This window comes from Priestia sp. RMT2NF4, assembly GCF_047872835.1.
Classification (GTDB): domain Bacteria; phylum Bacillota; class Bacilli; order Bacillales; family Bacillaceae_H; genus Priestia; species Priestia zanthoxyli.
In genome coordinates this window covers 899,934-919,232 of sequence record NZ_JBLQZO010000001.1, presented here as the reverse complement: position 1 = coordinate 919,232, position 19,299 = coordinate 899,934, and the positions used below count along the sequence as shown (strand labels likewise).

The window sequence follows — 19,299 nt, the reverse complement described above, 5'->3', positions numbered from 1 at the left end:
AGATGATTGAACAAAACAATTTACAAGAACTAAAAGACGCTTTGTCTATTAAAAATGAAAAAGCTGGTTTGAAACATACAATCAATCGGAAATCTACGTTTCTACCTTTTCTGACTAGGGGGACTGAAAGACCAAAATTTAGAAAAGGGTTTGAAGGTGTATTAGGCGGTTTTACGCGTTATATTTCCCATAACGAATTGAGGGAAGAATTAGATTTAGAAAGACTGATAAACAATGTTAGCAATTTGGTAGACGTAAAACCTGAAGATCAGTCTTATTTTCATGAAATATTACGTATGTTTTTACAACAAAAGAATGGGAAAATTAAAGTTTTTCATCCACATATATTTCAATATTTACCTTATAGCAGTGGGCCAGAAATGAAAGGAGAGCAGGAAATCGCTAAATTTTTAGCGGATATTTTAACTGACAATGACAGTGAATTTAAAAGTTTGTTTAAAAATCATTCATCAGATGATTTAGTAGCAAAACTAATCTTGAATGAATTGCAAGGACTGGAGAATATTGAACGAAAGAAAAAGTATATAAGTAAACTTCCTTTTCTTTCTGAAATCTTTAAAAAGGATTTTTTATTTTTAGTTAAGCATGAGGATTATTTTAAAGATCATTATGAACTGCTATTAAGTTATTATTATTTCACCTACATTACACAGTTAACATTGAAGTTAGCTCAACAGTCTAAAGCAACTTACTATAATAGTAATGAAGTTTATTACACGTTGGATTGGGAGGCTACTAGTAAAAATCGTAAAGGATATGGATATGGATATCATATGATCAAAGATACAGCTCGAAATCTATTAATTCATATCAATACATTAGAACATTTAAATACATTAATGGGTACAAAGAATTCACAATCATATTCAGAACTGTTGGATACATATGAAGCAATGCCTCAAGAACAAAAAGAACTGTTCTTGAAACTTTTAGAACAATGGATTACAGAATATCGTTTGCATTCTTTATTACCTGAAGAAGATAAGACATTTTCTTCTACTTATCAGTCTTTGACGGACAATCTATTCTCCAGTATTGAAGAGGCATATCAGAAGCCTAGTATGCAAGGTCCTAGAAACCGTTACTCATTATCAATTGAAGAGGTTGGGAAAAAATATTTCTTGAAGACAAGAGGATCTTTAGGGTATATGTTAAATGTTTCTCAAGACTTATTTTTACTATTAACTGCTTTATGCTTGAAGAATGAGAGAAAGTCACTTAAACAAGTCTTTTTTGAATTAGAAAAGCGCGGCATGTATTTTGATAGATATTCTAAGGAAGAAGTTGTAAAATTGTTAGATAAATTAAATTTACTAGATAAAAAAAGTGATAGTGGTGATGCTCAGTATGTTAAACCAATTTTATAAGTACCTCTCAGATGAACTAATTCATTACTTAAAAAAAGCGTCTTTCAAAGCAGGAGAACGCTTTTATTTGCAATTTGATAACGAAGAACAAGTAAATCAATTTTATAATGTGTTACAGGTAACAGAATTTTCTCAATCATTTCAATATCAACATCAACAAGGCTCGCCCTATCAAACATTTTTGCTGAAGTTACCAGGAAAGGCTAATGTAGTAGTAGCAGCTACTTCTGAAAGTGTAACTCCTGACTTTTTAGTTACGTTACGAAATCAAGTAGGAGAACAAAAAGGTGTTTGGGAAAATACAGCTCTATTAAGCATTTGTTATGAAACCTTAGACAGTATTAGAGGGGGAAGTAGTGATCTTCAAAAAGAGGGTATGCCATTTAACGTAAAAACTGTATTAGCAACTTTAAAAGAGAAAATCGAAGATTCTCATTTAGAGCGTGCTAATAAAGAAGTACTAATTTTTCATCTTTCTAAAAAATTAGACGAAGCTTTTGTTCAATCTTCTCTATGGGATTATGAAGAAATACTTGGTTTTCTAAGGCAGGGACAAATCAATCAAGAAGACTACGCACATTTAGGACTATTTTTTGATAAAACACTGGAGCAATATACACCTACTCAAATGAGAAAGAGGCTTGAAGATAACTATAGCTTATTTGAGAAAGTACAACATATTCACGAGTATGAGAACCTTGAAGTACAGTTGGAAAAGAACTTTGGAGACAAGGGCGTACATGCTCTAAAGAAAGAAACTTGGAGAGAAGAGGAATATGGAAAAGTTAAAGAATGGAATGAGGAAGGGATTAAGCCTCAAAGAATGCTTAATTATGTAGAGTCTCCATATAAACTTACTAAAGAAAAGTTATTATATTGGGATAAGCCAAACAAAGATACAAAAGCTGGACAAAAAAAACGTCATATTATTGTGTTTAATCCTACTAAACAGAAGGAAGTTAACTTAACTTTTGAATTTGATGATCGGTTAAAAAAAGAATTTATTCATAAAAAATCAGAGAGACATTGTGTTGTTTCAGGGAAAAAGCTATTAGTTTCGTTAGAACACCAACCTGGCAATACTACTTTTTGTCAAGTAGTATATGCACATGATAATCAATCAAAATCAAAATATGATTTCAATATTGTAATCGTAGAATGTGAACCGCCATTCTTGCAAGATATAAAGACTTTATACGAAGTAAATGTTCGAACAAGCAAAATTGTTATTAACAAAAAGGAAGATGAGATTGTTTTTGGAGATAAATCCAATGGTATAGTGGAATTATTTATAGAAAAAGAGAATCAAAAAATTGAGGAACAAAAAAACGCATTTCGAATTTCTGCCAGCTCTTCTGCGTGGAATGACGATACTCTTAAATTTGAACTTCAAATAATGGATTCTTTAATTCCTTTTATTATTAAAGAAGAGACTTCACGAGTAACTCCTATATTTGGAAGTCGTGTTTGGAAGTTGAAAAGGGAGCGACAAGAAGACTTTCAATACGATGAAAATACCAATAAATTAAAGCAAGGGACGGTCGAGTTTTCTGCTCGTGAAGAATTCAAACAATACTTGCTAGATGAATATGTTTGGATAGCTGAAGGCTTGTTATTTGCTAGAAGAGACGTTACAGGTTTAGAAAACTCTGCATTGAATATACATGAGTCCGTAGAGCAAGCATATAAAAATTTAATAAATTACTATCAGTCTCATGACCAAGTACCAAGTCTAACGTATATGAATGAAGAATTATACAATTTATCGCTTACATACGTGAATATATTTATTAACCAAATTGCTAATATTACTGAAAACACTATTCTACCAGAAGAAATTAAAAATTTGTTTAAGTTGGGAAGCATTATTGAAAATAATCGAATATTATTTACTCCATTACATCCTTTAAATGTAGCTTATCAACTACAGGTTTCTGAGTCATTAAAAAATGAAAAGGTAGATATGCATATCTTAAATAGATTAAATCCCAATAATTTACTGCCTTATATTTATGGAAAAGGGGCAAATCTTTATCGTCCTGTTACCCAGAAAGATGCCCCAGAATGGCTTATTTATGAGCCGCTAAAAAAAGTTGCAATAGGCGAATCTAACGCATTTTTATCTAATGTAGTAGAAGAAAAACTTACACAGTTTGTAGAACATTTTCAGTATTTATTTATAAAAAACTCCAAATCTCCTATTCAAATTAATGTCATTAACATTACTAATGATCGGGAAGTAGTAAAAGGTTTAATTAATTTTATAAAAAAACAAATCGATAAAAAAGGTCCAGCAGAGATTGTACCTATTGAAGTGGCATTGCATAGTAATCCCTACTTAATAAGTTCATTTGAAAGGTTTTCTTCATTTGAAAATGTGGAGGAATTCGAAGATGCTTTTGGGGTATCGTTGAATACAAAAAAGCTTGATTCCACAGATGTATTACGTCTAATTAGAGAAAATATTTTATACTATAGGCCTATGGATAATCAGGCCTATGGATATGCTCATATTTCTTTTTATAAAATGCTTTCCAACGATTTACCTGCTCGAAATACAGTTGAAGAGATTGGAGCAGGAAGTTCTCTAGATGGCTTGTTGTCTTCGTTATCATTCTTAGAGACTACGCATGATTATAGAACAGGTTTTGGATTGAAGAATGTGAGTGGGCCCTTAAATCCGCTTCTTCAAGTAGCAAAAGTTCTCAATGAGTTGGCAAGTAACTTAGAAAGTGGAGGGACAAACCCCTATCGTAAAAATGAGACAATTGTAACTAGAACAGCGAGTTATGACGAAGATATCTTAAGTCATTTATATGATGCGTCATATTGGGTGACTTTTATTGAACCAAATGTCGATTTGAATTTCTTTCAAACATCATCAAAAAATTTATTGGTAATTCATTACAGCGATCAGTACTCTTCTTCTGCTCAATATGATGCTATAACTGTTACTAATAGATTTGAACAATATAAGTTAATTATTGAACAATATCTATCCGCAAAAGATATACCTGTAACAGATAATGGCATTGAAACTGCTATTAAAAGTTTTAATACGTTGAATGGAGAATGGTTGCTTCGTATTATTGGAAGCAAAGGCCAGTTTTCTAGAGAAAAATTAAGTATCATTTCAGCTATCAAATATATTATTAGTACGTTAGATCATGAAAATATATTTTGGGTCCCTGTTTCTTTAGAAGAAATTCTTCGTATTGCTGGTGCAGTAAGATTAACAAAAAGCGAAGGCGTTTTTTCGGCTAAGAACCTAAATGTCAATGGAATGCATAGTGATGATTTATTATTAATAGGAGTAGAAATTGAAGGTGAAGATGTTAAGTTACATTATTATCCTGTAGAGGTTAAGATAGGTAACAATCCAGATTCCACCATTTCTAAGGCTAGAGAGCAAATTAATAAAACCTATAACTTATTTAATAAGCAACTTGCTAAACATAATGAGGATGGGGAGTACTTATTCAAAAACAAGTTTTTTAGAAACTTCTTTTCTCAACTGCTTATTTCCAATGTAGAGAAATTAATCGTGAATTCTATTTGGCCTGAGAAACAATATGAAAAAGTTGAAAGACTAAAAGAGAAGTTATTAAATGATAACTATCAAATCGCTGATAATCTCCAAGAATTTATCGGGAAGGGTGCAGTATTATCCTTTAAAAAAGAACAAAATTGGCGAGCTGTTAATTTAGAAGATGATATTTTAATTGTGGAATTAACAGAAGAAGATGGATATGAAGGTATTATGGTTGAACTACAAGCATTAAAAGAACAGATAATGGGTGGGAAGACGGACATTAGAGTTGAAAAGCTTTTATCCCACAATTATAACAGCGCTAAGCAGTTACAAGTAAAGGAAAATATAATAAATCATTCCCAACTTACAATATCAGCTACAGAAGAAGCAGTAAATAAAAATACTGAAAATGAGACTACTGATTTTTCCACTGTGGATTTAAAAGATGTAAGAGTGCTTTTAGGAACTGTTGAGGGTTCAAAAAAAGAAATATACTGGGAGTATGGTCATTCTGAATTAGCTAATAGACATATTTTAATCTCAGGAAAATCTGGTCAAGGAAAAAGTTATTTTATACAGTGTTTATTACTTGAACTGGCTCAAAAAGGAATTTCAAATATTATTTTTGATTACACAGATGGCTTTAAAAGTTCAAAATTGGAATCGCAGTTTAAAGAGAAGTTAAATGGACGCTTAGAGCAGTTTATTGTCGCAAAAGATGGCTTTCCAATTAACCCTTTTAAACGTAATAAAAAAGAATTAGATGTGAATCTTTATATTGATGAGGATAATACGGATATTGCTGAAAGAATTAAAGCAGTTTTCTCCTCTATATTTAAAGATTTAGGTATTCAACAACAGAATGCTATTTATGAAGCAGTACTGCGTGGGTTAGATAAATACAAAGAAGGTATGAATTTGGAGCTTCTTTTAAATGAATTAGAACAAGACAATTCAGGTCCGGCTAAGACTGCACGATCTCAAATTAAGCCGTTGATTGATAAGAATCCATTTAATAATGAAGGTCAATATAATTGGAGTGAGATACTTGCAGATAAAGGAAAAGTATTTATCGTTCAGCTAACTGGATACAGTCGTGAAGTGCAAATGATGATTACAGAATTCATTTTATGGGATATGTGGAATCACCAGTTAAATCATGGAGATAAAAATAGACCTTTACCAGTGGTATTAGATGAAGCTCAGAATCTTGATCACCGTGAGTATTCTCCTAGTGCAAAAATACTGACTGAAGGAAGGAAATTTGGTTGGTCGGGTTGGTATGCCACTCAATCCTTAAAAGGTCAATTTAGTACAGATGAAATTTCAAGGCTTCAAAATTCAAGTCAAAAAATATACTTTATGCCACCAGAAAATGAAGTCATTTCAATTGCGTCTAACCTTTCTCAAGATAATATAAGTCGTAAAGAATGGGAAAAGAAATTATCTACGTTAAAGAAAGGGCAGTGTATTGTAGCGGGACCAATGCTACAAGCAGATGGAACTTTAAAACAAAATTCACCAGTTGTTATTAACATAACCTCATTAGAGGACAGGTTAATTTAAAGAGTCGATTATTGATGTAATTAGAGAACAGGAGACTAGCCACAATGAATTTGTCGCTAGTCTCTACTTTTAATTTAAATCTTTAAGAAGTGAAGCAATATATGTATCGTTTAGCCAATAGCATTGTTTTGTTATTACTTGTCCATTGGGTAACGTCACTTTGTCCTCTCCGTTTTGACCCTTTGGACGAATATGAGTAACTCCATTAAAATTTTTTTTAGGAAAATTGTTATATTCTCTTAACTTTTTACCATATGGTTTATATTCAATTTGTACACCAGTTGCTATGAGTCTATTAACTTCTTCCCAAAGCTGCTTTATTTCATTCTCTATTGTAGTAACTGGCATATTCCAGAGCTTAATACCTTTAAAGTAAGGTTCTCGATTCGGATTATCTTTCTTCTTTTCTTCAAATTCAAAAATAACAAACAAAAATTTAGTTTCATAAAATGTTTTTCTTATGTAACTGTTTTCCCACTCTTCGTTTGTCCAAAGTTGGAAATCAATATTTTTAAATGACATGCTTTGTTCAGGTTTTCCATTTGGTTCTAACCGAATGGTCTTAAATTGAATGTTTGCTTTTGAAAATTCTTCTATGTTTTCTAATTTTGTTCCTTTGATTCCCAATAGAGAACTGATTAATAAAGGAATAAAACTTTTTCCAGTAGGTTTATACGCTACACCTAAATTCTCTGAAATTTGCTTTGCAGAGAGCCCTTTATAAGGTGAGAATCTAGATATTAAAATATCTTCTAAAGATTTTTTCTTTAATTCACCGGAAGTAGTAAGGCTTACTAAGTTATCTTTTTTGAGATGTTTTCTAACCAGTGCAGTCATATAAGATTGTTTAAGGGAAAAAGCTCGTTGCATTGCAAGTGTTGTGGAATTCGGTTGAAATCGGAGAGACTGCTTATTTGCACCTTTCGAACAAGCTCCTAAATAATTTGTGTCTCCTTCAGAGAGCTCGTGTGCTTTTCCATCCCGAATTTTTTTGGTTATGATTTCCCAATCATGTTTAATAATCTCTAAGTCGGATTCGGGAAATGTGAACAGTACGCTCTTAAAAACTTTTAAATCTTCTCTGTTTACGTAGGGTAACCATTCATAGAACATTAAAAGCATTTGTTGGTTTTTTTTCCAAAAGCTAGATGTTTCAAATGTATAATTGATTTCTTCCATGTAATTAATTATGTTTAGAACAAGGCGTTCTTTTGCCGCGAGTTTTCCGTTTTTATTCCGTTTAAAAGGAGTAACCTTTAATTCTACATTTAAATGTTCAAAATCAGGTTTGGCATTTGAGTTAATCTTGTACCCAAATAAACTTTCTTCTATTACTTGTCCTAATCCACCTTTAGAATTCTTATTAGATAATCGATTTGTTATATCAATTTCTTTAAAGGATTTTCCTTCGGCTTCTTGTGCTTTTTTCATTAGTTGCGTAGTTGTTAAGTATTCCATATTATCACTCCTTTCGTATAATTTATATTGGAAAGTATAAATTATAAGTACTAGGCCTAGTATAATACACTAAGGCAATACATACTAGTTTTATCCATTTAACTAGTAAGGACTTAGTTGATAATAGAAATAAAAAGACTCTCCTTGGGTAAGGAAAGTCTTTTTGTTTTTTAAAGCATACTAGGTTGTTCAAACCCTTGTTTATGGAATTTATCAATATCTAGCTCATACACATCTTTAATTCTTTGCCCCATTAGTGTAACTAAACCTACAACTAAAGCATTTCCCATACAGAAATATCGAGTGCGTACAGGCATACCAGTGTTCGTCCAGTTTATTGGGAAATCATTCAAACGTTCACACTCTTCTGGAGATAAATAACGCAAGCGCTTTGTATACGGGTCTTCAATTACATGAGAACTACGATTGGAAGTTCCTTCACTTGTCAGCATGGTTCTTCCTGGTAAGGTTAACGGCTCTGGAAAAGCCATGCCGCCCTCTGAATAAACGTATTTATGACCTGTTTGTGAAATTCGCTCAATTTTCTTAGGACCTTTTAAATAACGTAGCTCTTCAATTTCAGTACGACCTTTTTTATTAATTTTATTCTCATCTAGATAGAATCGTTCGTCAACTGGTCCCAATTCGTTATAAACTTCTTCTACAATTTCACCTAACGTTTTTGCTTTTTTTATTATGGGAAGAAGTTCAGCGGTGTATACCATTCCATCACGCATAATACCAGCATTTTTATAGATTGCACTAAATTCATCTGAGACATCTATAATGTCTCGCGGTAAAACGAAGGAAGCGTCTTTATGTTTCAAAGAAGGTTTTTTTTCGACTTGAAATGCCGGAGCAAAGAAACCATTATGGTGTAAAACTTGTTTATCTTTTAATTTGAATTGTTGATTAGCAAATTCAGTTTCTACGGCATAAGCAAAAATAAACACGCGCCTTCTGCGCTGTGCAAATCCATAATCCGCTGCGTTAAGCACCCGCCATTCAACGCAATATCCAGCATCACGAAAAGCTGCTAACATTATTGAAAAATCTCTACCGCGCTGTTTAGAAGGGGATTTTAATAGTCTATCCACATTTTCTAAAAGTACATATTTTGGCTTTTTATATTGAACGATGTTCATGATCTCCCAGAAGAGAACACCTTTTTTTCCTTGTATACCTTTTTCACCCGATAAAGATCGTGCGACTGAGTAATCTTGACAAGGAAACCCACCTACTAGTAAGTCATGATCTGATATATCTTTCCATACTTGTGAAATGTCCTCATTTACATGGGAAGGGTTTTCCCCAAAGTTTTCTACGTAGCAATTAAACGCATGTTGACTCTTAGTTGCAGGTTCCCACTGATTAGTCCAATTAACATCAAACCCACCTGCATTTTCTAGGCCTAAACGAAATCCGCCAACGCCTGCGAACAATTCGGCTACCTTAATATCTTTCATTACCAAATAAGAACATCCTTTCGCTTTAGAATAGCTTGTCTTCTATTATAATAAATATTGAAAGAAAGATCAATAGTTTAGCTTATGATTTTATAAAGTTTTTATAAGGTATATATAGTGATAACTAATGAAAAAATAAATTTGAATATCATTAAAGAATTATTTGGTTGAGAAATCTATCCAGTAACTAGAATATTGAAGGGATTTTCGGATTATTTTTACATTTCCTTCCAAAATGCATACGATAGCTACTCATAAAAGCACACAAATTTGTTGAAGAGAATCAGTACGCTGAAAGTTTGTTCCACAGAGAGCCGGTGATAGCTGAAAGCCGGTGTTCAAGCTGCAGGGGAATATCCTCTCTGAGAAGTCAAACTGAACCTATAAGTAAGTTTGAACGGTAGTCTACTGTTAAAAAGAACGCGTATGATTGTACGTTGCTGAGTGCTATTGATGAACGGATTAATAGAAGCCAGGATGGTACCGCGGTTGAAACCCCTCCCTATGACTAGGGATGGGTTTCTTTGTGTGCTTTTAACTCTAAGAGGAGTGGTATCACATGAAAGAAGTGAATGTAAGGGAGTCTTCGCACGAGCACGAACAGCGTATCCAGCAGCAGTGGTAAAAAGGAAATGTGTTTCAGCAGTCGGTTCAAAATCGAGAAGGGCCTCCGACAGCAAACGGTCTTCCTCACGTGGGGCACGTGTCAGGTCGGACGATTAAAGACGTGCTGGCTCGTTATAAGACAATGACAGGGCATCAAGTGATCCAAAAAGCAGCTCGGGTTATCAGGGAAGCATGACATTGAGAAATACGGCGTAGAAGTTTTTATCAACAAGTGTATTGTAAAAATGCTACAAAGTGTAAATTTTTATGAGGAAAAATGAGTACGATTGAGAAAACATTACTACATGATAATTTGCGAATTAAAATAACCGGGCTGGAGTATAAGGGTTATCTGAAAGAGAAGAAATAAAAGATCTTATTGATCCTGGTAGAAATGATAAATAAATTGAAATTAGTTAAAAACGCTAAATTCTTATAAAAGAGGAATTTGTGTTGATAAAACAACAAATTCCGTATTTCAATACTCTTCTTAAAAAATATTAACACTTCCAGTTTTTTTCAATGAAGTGAAACGCAGGCCGTAAATTCGTTTTATTAGCAATTGAAATAAGAGCGGGTACCACCGAAGGATTCGTTTTAGAGAAATTAGGAATCCGCGGATTTAACCGAAAAAACTGATTGCCTAAAAGCTCAGAGCTAACCATTGATTCATAGTAGCTTGATCCACCAGAGATAATCTGAAGAAAAGGCAGCAGTGGTTCATTAGGCGATTGGTCTAAAAGCACTCCCCAATTCGGAGGCAGGTCCTCCATATCTTCAGGGCGTATGTTATCCGCACTCACCATTCCCCATCCCTTCGTATCTCTTCTTAATTGAGTGGGCTGCTCACCTGTTCCGATGGATAATACGGCAATTTGATTTAACGGCTGCTTTGCTTTTCCCACTGCACACGCGATACTAGCTGTACTGGTATTAGTTGCTACTGTATACCCATCCACGTAGTTTTGATAAGCTCTTTGCGTCGCGGGAGCACCGCTGCTCCTAAGTATTACGTCACTTGCTTTTTCATTAAGATAGGGGGAACCAGGAAAGTTGTGAAATAACACTGGATTCCAACGATTCAGCTCTGGTGAAAATAAGTGAAAGGATGGCACAACAATTCGTTTCTTTAAGTCTCTAAGACGAAGGTCTCGGGGGAAAAACGTTCGTATGGCTTTAATAAAACCAGAATAGGGTAATTGTTGATTAAAAACAGGTCCGCCCGGTCGGGAAACGCTGAACGCTGGTAAGATTTGATCTTTGAAAAACTGAAACGTCTCCTCTGGTGATCTTCCGCTTGCTAGTGCAAGAGCAGTGAATGAAACAATGGAATTTCCCGAAAAAACATTAGTTTCACTAATTAACTTGGGATTTTGATAAGCCAATCTATTCAAAAGTTGTAAACTTAAAGCACCTAAAGTACCGCCTCTATCAAAGGTCATAATCCGATATGTTGTCAAAGGTGATTTCTCCTTTCGAATCCCATGAGAGTATTCTGTATATATTTATTTTATTTGTTGTAGAGGTATGATTATCTCTTTTGCGGATTCTTCAGGATTCAAGTTATGCAGATAAGCATACGAGGAACTCCTCCAGTAAGTTTTCTATTCTCTTTTTCCTCCCTTTAAACTGTGTGTCTTTTTTGAAGAAAATTCATAGGATATAGCATCTTATCTGTATTAAGAAAGGGGTTATATCGTGGAGGAAACAAAGCTTACTGGACGAATCGTTACACCTGATGATGCGGAATATGATCAGGCTAGAACAAATAATAATTTAGGTGTGCCTAAATTTCCGAGAATACTTGTATTTTGTCAGAATACAAACGATGTAGTAAATGCATTGAAGTGGGTAAAGGAAAATCATGTCCCATTTCGAATAAGAAGCGGCAGGCATAGCTATGAAAACTTTTCATTAGTAAACGGTGGATTAGTGATTGATGTCAGTGAAATGGATAGAATCAAGATCGATAGTAAAAGCATGACAGCAAAAATAGAAGCAGGAGCTAATCTAGGGAAAGTATATAATGAATTATGGAAAAAGGGAACGACTATCCCTGCAGGAACGGAAAGCAGTGTTGGTCTTGTAGGCCTTGTGCTTGGCGGAGGAATTGGGATGTTATCAAGGCTGTTTGGGCTTACCTGTGATAATTTGGTTGAAGTTGAAATGGCGATCGTAAATGAACAGAGAGAAGTTGAACTCATTAAGGCAAATAAAAATCACAACAGTGATCTCTTTTGGGCGTGTTGTGGCGGCGGGGGCGGAAACTTTGGTATTGTTACGTCTCTTACCTTTAAGGTGCAGCCTATTTCAAAGGTGTCAATCTTTTCAATTACATGGGAATGGGAAGATTTCGAAGCTGCTTTTGATGCATGGCAGCACTGGGCCACAAATACCGATAAGCGCTTAACTTCGGAGATTGAGTTAAAATCGAAAGAAGCGAATCAGATTATTGCTCAAGGTGAATTCGTTGGTTCATCATTCAAGTTAAAGGAACTTCTGCAGCCTTTAATAGATGTTGGGTGTCCTAAAAAAGTAGTAATAAAGGAAGTTTCATATATTGAAGCTGTACAATTTTTTGACGATCCGAGCGGAAACCAACCCGCCCCTCGAAAAAGGTCAGGTTCTTTTCTTAATAAACCTTTTCCAAAAGACGCTATTTTAACAATGAAGCATTTTTTAGAAAATGCTCCGAATGAAAAATCTAGTATTTGGCACCAGTCTCTTGGGGGAGCAGTGGAGGAAGTTGGCTCTAATGAAACGGCCTTCTATTATAGAGATGCTATTATTGCACAGGAATATCTTTCCACATGGAGCCATCCTTCAGAAGAGCGAGCAAATATTCGATGGATTGAAGAATTAAGAAATGCTTTATCGAGATATACAACTGGAGATTATGTGAACTGGCCGGACCGGTTCATCAGAGATTGGCCAACAGCTTATTATGGAGAGAATTTTAAAAAGCTTCGAGAAGTGAAACGAGCATATGATCCGTGCAATCTATTTCATTTCCCTCAGAGCATTCCGCCGTTTATTAACTGGTTTTAAAGAGCGTCTTTCAAGTCGGAGAGCCAAATAATACCCACCTTAAATGAGGTGGTTTTTTGTGTATATTTCCTTTTCCTGAGAGCGTGAAAAAGACAGCAAACAGTGGTAAGCAGTTATTTTATCAATAGATGGCTACGTTATACGGAGAAACATACATAAATATCATAAACATTGACATTCCCTTCCAAACCGCATACAATAGCTACTAATAAAAGCACACAAATTCGTTGAAGAGAATCAGTACGCTGCAAGTTTGTTCCACAGAGAGCTGGTGATAGCTGAAAGCCAGTGTTCAAGCCGCAGGGGAATATCCTCTCTGAGAAGTCAAACTGAACTATAAGTAAGTTTGAACGGTAGTCTACCGTTAAAAAGAACGCGTATGATTGTACGTTGCTGAGTGCTATTGATGAACGGATCAATAGAAGCCAGGGTGGTACCGCGGTTAAAACCCGTCCCTAGTCATAGGGACGGGTTTCTTTGTGTGCTTTTAACTTTAAAAGGAGTGGTATCACATGAAAGAAGTGAATGTAAGGGAGTCTTCGCAAGAGCGCGAACAGCGTATCCAGCAGCAGTGGCAAAAAGGAAATGTGTTTCAGCAGTCGGTTCAAAATCGAGAAGGGCATCCTTCGTTTGTATTTTATGAAGGGCCTCCAACAGCCAACGGTTTGCCTCACGTGGGGCACGCGCTAGGCCGGACGATTAAAGACGTGGTGGCTCGTTATAAAACGATGACAGGGCATCAAGTGATCCGAAAAGCAGGCTGGGATACGCACGGACTGCCGGTAGAGCTCGGTGTCGAAAAGCAGCTCGGGATATCGGGGAAGCATGACATTGAAAAATACGGCGTAGAAGCTTTTATCAACAAGTGTAAGGAAAGTGTGTTTGTGTATGAAAAACAATGGCGCACGTTCACGGAGCAGCTCGGCTATTGGGTTGATATGGAAGACCCTTACATCACCTTGGAGAATTCCTACATTGAAAGCGTATGGAACGTGCTTGGTACGATTCATGATAAAGGACTTCTTTATAAAGGACACCGCGTATCACCTTACTGCCCGAGCTGTCAAACATCATTAAGTTCACATGAAGTGGCGCAAGGGTATAAAGATGTAAAAGATTTAACGGTAACGGTGAAATTTAAAGTGAAAAACCGCGATAATGAGTATTTTTTAGGGTGGACGACAACGCCTTGGACGCTTCCGTCAAACGTGGCGCTTGCGGTGCATAAAGAGATGAACTACGTTCGAGCCCAGCAAGGCGACAGCGTGTATATAGTGGCAGAAGCACTTGCAGACAAAGTGTTAAAAGGAGAGTATACGGTTTTATCTCATCATAAAGGAAATGAGTTAAAAGGGATGTCATATGAGCCGCCGTTTGATTTTGTGAACGTTGAAAAAGGTCATGAAGTCGTAACGGCTGATTACGTAACGGACCAAAGCGGAACGGGTGTTGTTCATTTAGCACCTGCATATGGTGAAGATGATTACAGAGTCGTAAAAGAAAACGGCTTTTCGTTTGTGAACGTAGTGGATGAAAAAGGACAGTACACGTCTGAAGTGCCGCCTTTTCAAGGACGTTTCGTGAAAGACTGCGACGTTGATATCGTACGTTATTTAGCAAATGAAGGCGTGCTGTATCATAAAGAAAAGCATGAGCACAGCTATCCGTTTTGCTGGCGATGCGACTCGCCGCTTCTTTATTACGCAAATGAAAGCTGGTTTATCCAAACGACGGCGTTGAAGGAACAGTTTTTGAAAAACAATGAAAGCGTGACGTGGTACCCGGATCATATCAAGCACGGTCGCTTTGGTAACTTTTTAGAAAATATGGTGGACTGGAACATCAGCAGAAAGCGCTACTGGGGAACGCCGCTGAACGTATGGGAATGCGGGGAATGTGCGCATCAAATAGCTCCGAAAAGTATCAAAGAGCTTCAAAATCATGCGTCTCATTCCGTTGGTGACAGCATTGAACTGCATAAGCCTTACGTAGATGACGTGCAGCTAACGTGTCCGGTCTGCAGCGGAAAAATGAAGCGAACGCCGGAAGTGATTGACGTTTGGTTTGACAGCGGCTCGATGCCGTTTGCGCAGTATCACTATCCGTTTGAAAACAGCGAGCTGTTTCAAAAGCAGTTTCCAGCAGACATTATCGCAGAAGGAATTGATCAAACGCGCGGCTGGTTTTACAGCTTGATGGCAGTTTCAACGCTGTTTACTGGAAAAGCGCCTTATAAGCGCGTTTTGTCTCTTGGCCACGTGTTAGATGAAAACGGTCAAAAGATGTCTAAAAGTAAAGGAAATGCGCTAGACCCTGTTGATCTTATTCATACATTTGGTGCGGATGCGCTTAGATGGGCGCTTTTAGCAGACAGTGCACCTTGGAATCCGAAGAAATTTTCAGAGCGCGTCGTGCAAGAAGCGAAGTCAAAAGTGATTGATACACTTGTGAACGTGTACGGCTTTTACGTTCTGTACGCCAAGCTTGACGGCTATAACCCTGAGCAAACGTACGAATTGAAAAAAACAAAATTGGATGAATGGATTCTTTCGCGTTTGCACAGCACGGTCAAGCGCGTCACAGCACATCTTGAAGATTACGGGTTTACAAGTGCCGCTCGTGAAATCGCGGCATTTATTGAAGAGCTAAGCAACTGGTATGTACGACGTTCTCGCGATCGTTTTTGGTCAGAAGGGATGGACGGCGAAAAAGCAGCGGCTTACGATACGCTTCATAAAGTGTTAGTCACGCTTAGTCAGCTGTTAGCGCCGTTTACGCCGTTTGTTGCGGATGATATTCATGAAAATCTGACAGGAAAAAGCGTTCATTTGGCAGACTATCCTGTGTGTGATCAAACCAAAGTGAATGAAAAGCTGGAAAAAGAAATGGCAGCGGTGCTTCAAGTGGTGGAACTAGGCCGAAGCATCCGAAATACGCATTCGTTAAAAGTAAAGCAGCCTCTGCAAAGTCTTTCGCTTGTGGTAACGGAAGAAGATGTAGAGTGGAAAGCATATCGTGATGTCATCAAAGATGAGCTTAATGTAAAGAACTTTAACGTGGAGCAAGACGACGACAAACTTGTTTCATACGTATTAAAACTTGATTTTAAACAGGCTGGACCAAAGTTCGGGAAACAAGTTAATGAGGTCAACCAAGCGCTGAAAAACCTTTCAGAAGAGAAAGGAAAAGAGTTTGTTGAACAAGGCAAGCTAAGTGTTACGCTTGCTTCAGGAGAAAACCTAACGCTTGAAACGGCAGACGTACTTGTTGAAAAAGTGCCAAAAGAAGGTTTTGCGGTTGCTTCAAACGGCATGTATACTGCGGTGTTGGATACGGCGTTAACCGAAGAACTTGTGCAGGAAGGAGTCGCTCGTGAAGTAATTCGAGCGGTTCAAGACTATCGTAAAAAGCTGGATTTACCCGTGAATTTACGTATCGATTTGGAGCTTAGCGGAGACGAAGAAGTGCAGAAAGCTGTCGAGAAGTTTGAAACGCTGCTTCAAGAAAATCTTTTGCTACACAGTCTTCATGTGACAGAAGCTACCGAAAACGGAGAGACGGTAAAAGTCGGAACAAAGCAAGTTACGCTTCGTGTTTTAAATCAGAACTGATAAAGAGAGGCAAGGATAAGTTGAATTAATGTACGAACGGTTTATCGATTAACCGTTCGTTTTTTCTGTTTTTATAGTGAAGGTAGCTGCTTCTAGCTGTGGATTGGAGGGCAAGATGAAGACTCCTGCGGGAGAAGCGGAATAGGTGAGACCCCGCAGGAGCGAAAGCGACGAGGAGGCTCACCGGCCGCCCGCGGAAAGCGAAGTCTTGCACGGAAATCAACAGCGGGGTAACAAGCAATTCATACTAATCATTCACCCGATTTGTTCGTCTTTAGGTGAGATAAATTTCGGTATTTCTAAATCTCTCTTTTTACCTTTAATCAAACTGTCCGAGAACATTTTTAAGACTCGGCCAAACGATTTCAAAAGGAGCCGCTAGTACATACTCTTTTCCGTTTTCATCTTTAAAGTGTTGAACAAAACGATATTTTCCTACTTTGTAGTTAGGAGTTGCGATATCTAATTTGAGTGATTTCCCTGGCTTCAGCGTGACAGTTTTATCAGGAAACTCCAATCCGTTTAGCACAACTTCGTACCACTTTCCGTCTTTTAAGTGATCCGCCGTATTTTCATAAGGAATCGTTAAGGTATGCGTCGAATTGTTTTGAATAACAAAAAAGCCAAACTGCGTTTTATCGTATTTTTTACTGATAGCAGATAGCGTAATAGTTCCCCCGTCAGTGTTAATGGAAGAAGGAATGTTTTTTTCTTGTTTGGCTCCAAGTTCCATTTTTTGACCGTTATAATCGATATAGCCAAAGATACAAAACAAGATAATAAAAATGCCTAGTATTAGTAAAAGTGCTCGTACTATTTTCAAGAGCTTTGCACCACCTTTTTATCACTCTTCCATTATACGGAAAACTTCTTGTTTGAAATAGTATGAATTTACATTTCCTATATCACTTTTTTGAAAGGAATGATTGAAATGAGACAAATTATAGCCATGGGCGGCGGAGGTTTTTCGATGGAGCCGGATAACTTGCTTCTGGATCAATACATACTTTCACAAGCTCATATAGATGTGCCGAAAATCTGTTTTATCCCTACAGCCAGCGGAGATGCCGATAATTATATAGAAAGGTTTTATGAAGCGTTTGAGAAGTTGGTATGTACACCGTCTCATTTATCGCTGTTTTCACCAAACTTTATGAATTTAAAAGCATATGTGATGCAGCACGATATTTTGTATGTAGGCGGCGGTAATACAAGGAATATGCTTTCTTTATGGAAAGAGTGGGGACTTGATACAATTCTAAAAGAAGCTTATAAAAAAGGAATAATCTTAGCAGGAATAAGCGCAGGTTCACTTTGCTGGTTTGAAGAAGGCGTCACCGATTCAATGAACAATAAACTGTCTAAAATCGACTGTTTAGGATTTTTAACGGGCAGCAACTGTCCTCACTACGACGGAGAAAGCAATCGAAGACCTTCGTATCATGAGTTAATGGCAAGCGGAGAAATGAAAGAAGGCTACGCTGTAGATGACGGAGTCGCGCTGCATTTTAAAGATGAGAAGCTATCCGCGTCAGTTAGCTCAAGGTCTACAGCAAAAGCGTACGCTGTTGATCGAAAAGCGAGCAAAATCATTGAACGTGAACTCCTGGTGACCTATTTGGGTGATCACAAGCAATAAATGGCCGCTTTCCATGTTTCTCTGTATAAAATGGAGCTTATTCGTACATACATAAGCAGAGACTCTATATAGGAGGTTACTTCAGTGAGTTATGAACGATACTGGGGACACATACATGAACAAAGCGATAAGCTGCAGGAGTTATTATCGTCGTATTGGCATCAGTATTCAGATTTTGGAAACTGGCAGTTTTGGGTGGTGCTTGCTTCGCTCGTTCTTCCTCTTGTGTTGTTGTATTTTACCGTAGATCGGACGAGGATCTTTGAGGTGTTTTTCTTCGGTTACACAGTGCACATGCTCTGGGCATATATTGATATTGCACTTGGGAGAAGCGGTCATTTAACGCACACGTTTTTCTTAACGCCGCTGCTTCCGAACGCAACGAATATTACCGCTTCTATTTTGCCGGTAGGCTTTCTGCTGCTTTATCAATATTGTACGAATCACCAAAAGAATTTTTATCTGTATACAATTCTGCTGAGCGCTGTTTTTTCATTTGGGCTAGCCCCTCTTGAACACCATTTTAAATTTATTGATTCAGGAAAAGGAATGAGCTTGTTTTATATTTTTCTGATTGATATAGGAATAACGTTAGTAGCGTATTGGGTTACAAGGCTGCTCGTAAAAGCAAAAGCCGCAGCCTATCGTAAAGCGGAAAAAGAACGCTGAAAAAATGTTTTAAAATGAGTAGTTAAGGGTATACATACATTTAAGATAAATTGAGGTGAAGAAATTGTATTACTACCGCATTTCAGAAGGGCAAGGCGAAACGTACTCTGAAACAATTGTTATTCATGAAGAACAATTTGATCAAGGTACATTTGAAAAAATGGTGAAAGAAGCGATGGTCGATAAGCCTGGCAAAATCGATCAAGTGGATATTGTGAAATATTTAATTGGACATTATCATTTCCAAGTTGCATATATTGAAGCCGCTTTTCACAGTACATATACAGATTAATAACGTTATGTATTCGTCAAAAAA

Annotated in this window: 11 protein-coding genes, 1 pseudogene and 2 other annotated features; of the genes and pseudogenes, 8 read left to right on the top strand and 4 right to left on the bottom strand. The window is 36.8% G+C overall.

Annotated features, from left to right (window positions below; all coding sequences use genetic code 11):
• The first annotated feature begins 2 nt into the window (after positions 1-2).
• A complete protein-coding gene (gene dptG / locus ACMX9J_RS04645; protein ID WP_098249507.1) occupies positions 3-1,388 on the top strand; it encodes a DNA phosphorothioation-dependent restriction protein DptG in 1,386 nt (461 codons plus the stop codon).
• Positions 1,369-6,486, top strand: coding sequence for a DNA phosphorothioation-dependent restriction protein DptH (gene dptH / locus ACMX9J_RS04640; protein WP_416225464.1), 5,118 nt, complete (start codon positions 1,369-1,371; stop codon positions 6,484-6,486). The genes dptG and dptH overlap by 20 nt, the downstream gene beginning before the upstream one ends.
• 69 nt (positions 6,487-6,555) lie before the next feature.
• On the opposite strand, the gene ACMX9J_RS04635 is transcribed toward dptH, so the two are convergent.
• Positions 6,556-7,944, bottom strand: coding sequence for a Sau3AI family type II restriction endonuclease (locus tag ACMX9J_RS04635; RefSeq protein WP_416225463.1), 1,389 nt, complete (start codon positions 7,942-7,944; stop codon positions 6,556-6,558).
• 170 nt (positions 7,945-8,114) lie between these two features.
• Positions 8,115-9,410 (bottom strand): DNA (cytosine-5-)-methyltransferase, encoded by a 1,296-nt coding sequence (gene dcm / locus ACMX9J_RS04630; protein ID WP_098250005.1) that lies wholly within the window; start codon positions 9,408-9,410, stop codon positions 8,115-8,117.
• 264 nt (positions 9,411-9,674) lie between these two features.
• Positions 9,675-9,917 (top strand) — a binding site (T-box leader).
• 52 nt (positions 9,918-9,969) lie between these two features.
• On the opposite strand from dcm, the pseudogene ACMX9J_RS04625 reads away from it, so the two are divergent.
• Positions 9,970-10,161, top strand: a pseudogene (locus tag ACMX9J_RS04625) (class I tRNA ligase family protein); the annotation flags it as partial.
• Positions 10,162-10,516: 355 nt separating this feature from the next.
• On the opposite strand, the gene ACMX9J_RS04620 reads toward ACMX9J_RS04625, so the two are convergent.
• Complete coding sequence (locus tag ACMX9J_RS04620; protein WP_416225462.1) at positions 10,517-11,476, bottom strand: patatin-like phospholipase family protein; 960 nt, start codon at positions 11,474-11,476, stop codon at positions 10,517-10,519.
• Positions 11,477-11,714: 238 nt separating this feature from the next.
• Here ACMX9J_RS04620 and ACMX9J_RS04615 point away from each other — a divergent pair, with 238 nt between their 5' ends.
• Together ACMX9J_RS04615 and ileS are read left to right on the top strand one after the other, a co-directional pair.
• Entirely contained in the window at positions 11,715-13,064 is a 1,350-nt protein-coding gene (locus ACMX9J_RS04615; protein WP_416225461.1) for an FAD-binding oxidoreductase, read from the top strand.
• 218 nt (positions 13,065-13,282) lie between these two features.
• Positions 13,283-13,524: a binding site (T-box leader), on the top strand.
• 52 nt (positions 13,525-13,576) lie between these two features.
• Positions 13,577-16,675 (top strand): isoleucine--tRNA ligase, encoded by a 3,099-nt coding sequence (ileS, locus tag ACMX9J_RS04610; protein WP_416225460.1) that lies wholly within the window; start codon positions 13,577-13,579, stop codon positions 16,673-16,675.
• Between the two features lie 319 nt (positions 16,676-16,994).
• On the opposite strand, the gene ACMX9J_RS04605 is transcribed toward ileS, so the two are convergent.
• Entirely contained in the window at positions 16,995-17,498 is a 504-nt protein-coding gene (locus ACMX9J_RS04605; RefSeq protein WP_416225459.1) for an immunoglobulin-like domain-containing protein, read from the bottom strand.
• 108 nt (positions 17,499-17,606) lie between these two features.
• On the opposite strand from ACMX9J_RS04605, the gene ACMX9J_RS04600 reads away from it, so the two are divergent.
• The 3 genes from ACMX9J_RS04600 to ACMX9J_RS04590 all read left to right on the top strand — a co-directional run bounded on the left by ACMX9J_RS04600 (position 17,607) and on the right by ACMX9J_RS04590 (position 19,275).
• Positions 17,607-18,314 carry a Type 1 glutamine amidotransferase-like domain-containing protein gene (locus ACMX9J_RS04600; protein ID WP_416225458.1) on the top strand — a complete coding sequence of 236 codons (708 nt, stop codon included), beginning with the start codon at positions 17,607-17,609 and terminating at the stop codon, positions 18,312-18,314.
• A gap of 84 nt (positions 18,315-18,398) precedes the next feature.
• On the top strand, positions 18,399-18,983 hold the full coding sequence (locus ACMX9J_RS04595; protein ID WP_182030084.1) for a hypothetical protein: 585 nt from the start codon (positions 18,399-18,401) through the stop codon (positions 18,981-18,983).
• Between the two features lie 55 nt (positions 18,984-19,038).
• Positions 19,039-19,275, top strand: coding sequence for a hypothetical protein (locus ACMX9J_RS04590; RefSeq protein ID WP_226313298.1), 237 nt, complete (start codon positions 19,039-19,041; stop codon positions 19,273-19,275).
• Positions 19,276-19,299 lie beyond the last annotated feature (24 nt).

Coding starts and splice junctions, on each gene's coding strand:
- dptG (WP_098249507.1), top strand. CDS start 3: ATGATTGAACAAAACAATTTACAAGAACTAAAAGACGCTTTGTCTATT.
- dptH (WP_416225464.1), top strand. CDS start 1,369: ATGTTAAACCAATTTTATAAGTACCTCTCAGATGAACTAATTCATTAC.
- ACMX9J_RS04635 (WP_416225463.1), bottom strand. CDS start 7,944: ATGGAATACTTAACAACTACGCAACTAATGAAAAAAGCACAAGAAGCC.
- dcm (WP_098250005.1), bottom strand. CDS start 9,410: ATGAAAGATATTAAGGTAGCCGAATTGTTCGCAGGCGTTGGCGGATTT.
- ileS (WP_416225460.1), top strand. CDS start 13,577: ATGAAAGAAGTGAATGTAAGGGAGTCTTCGCAAGAGCGCGAACAGCGT.
- ACMX9J_RS04600 (WP_416225458.1), top strand. CDS start 17,607: ATGAGACAAATTATAGCCATGGGCGGCGGAGGTTTTTCGATGGAGCCG.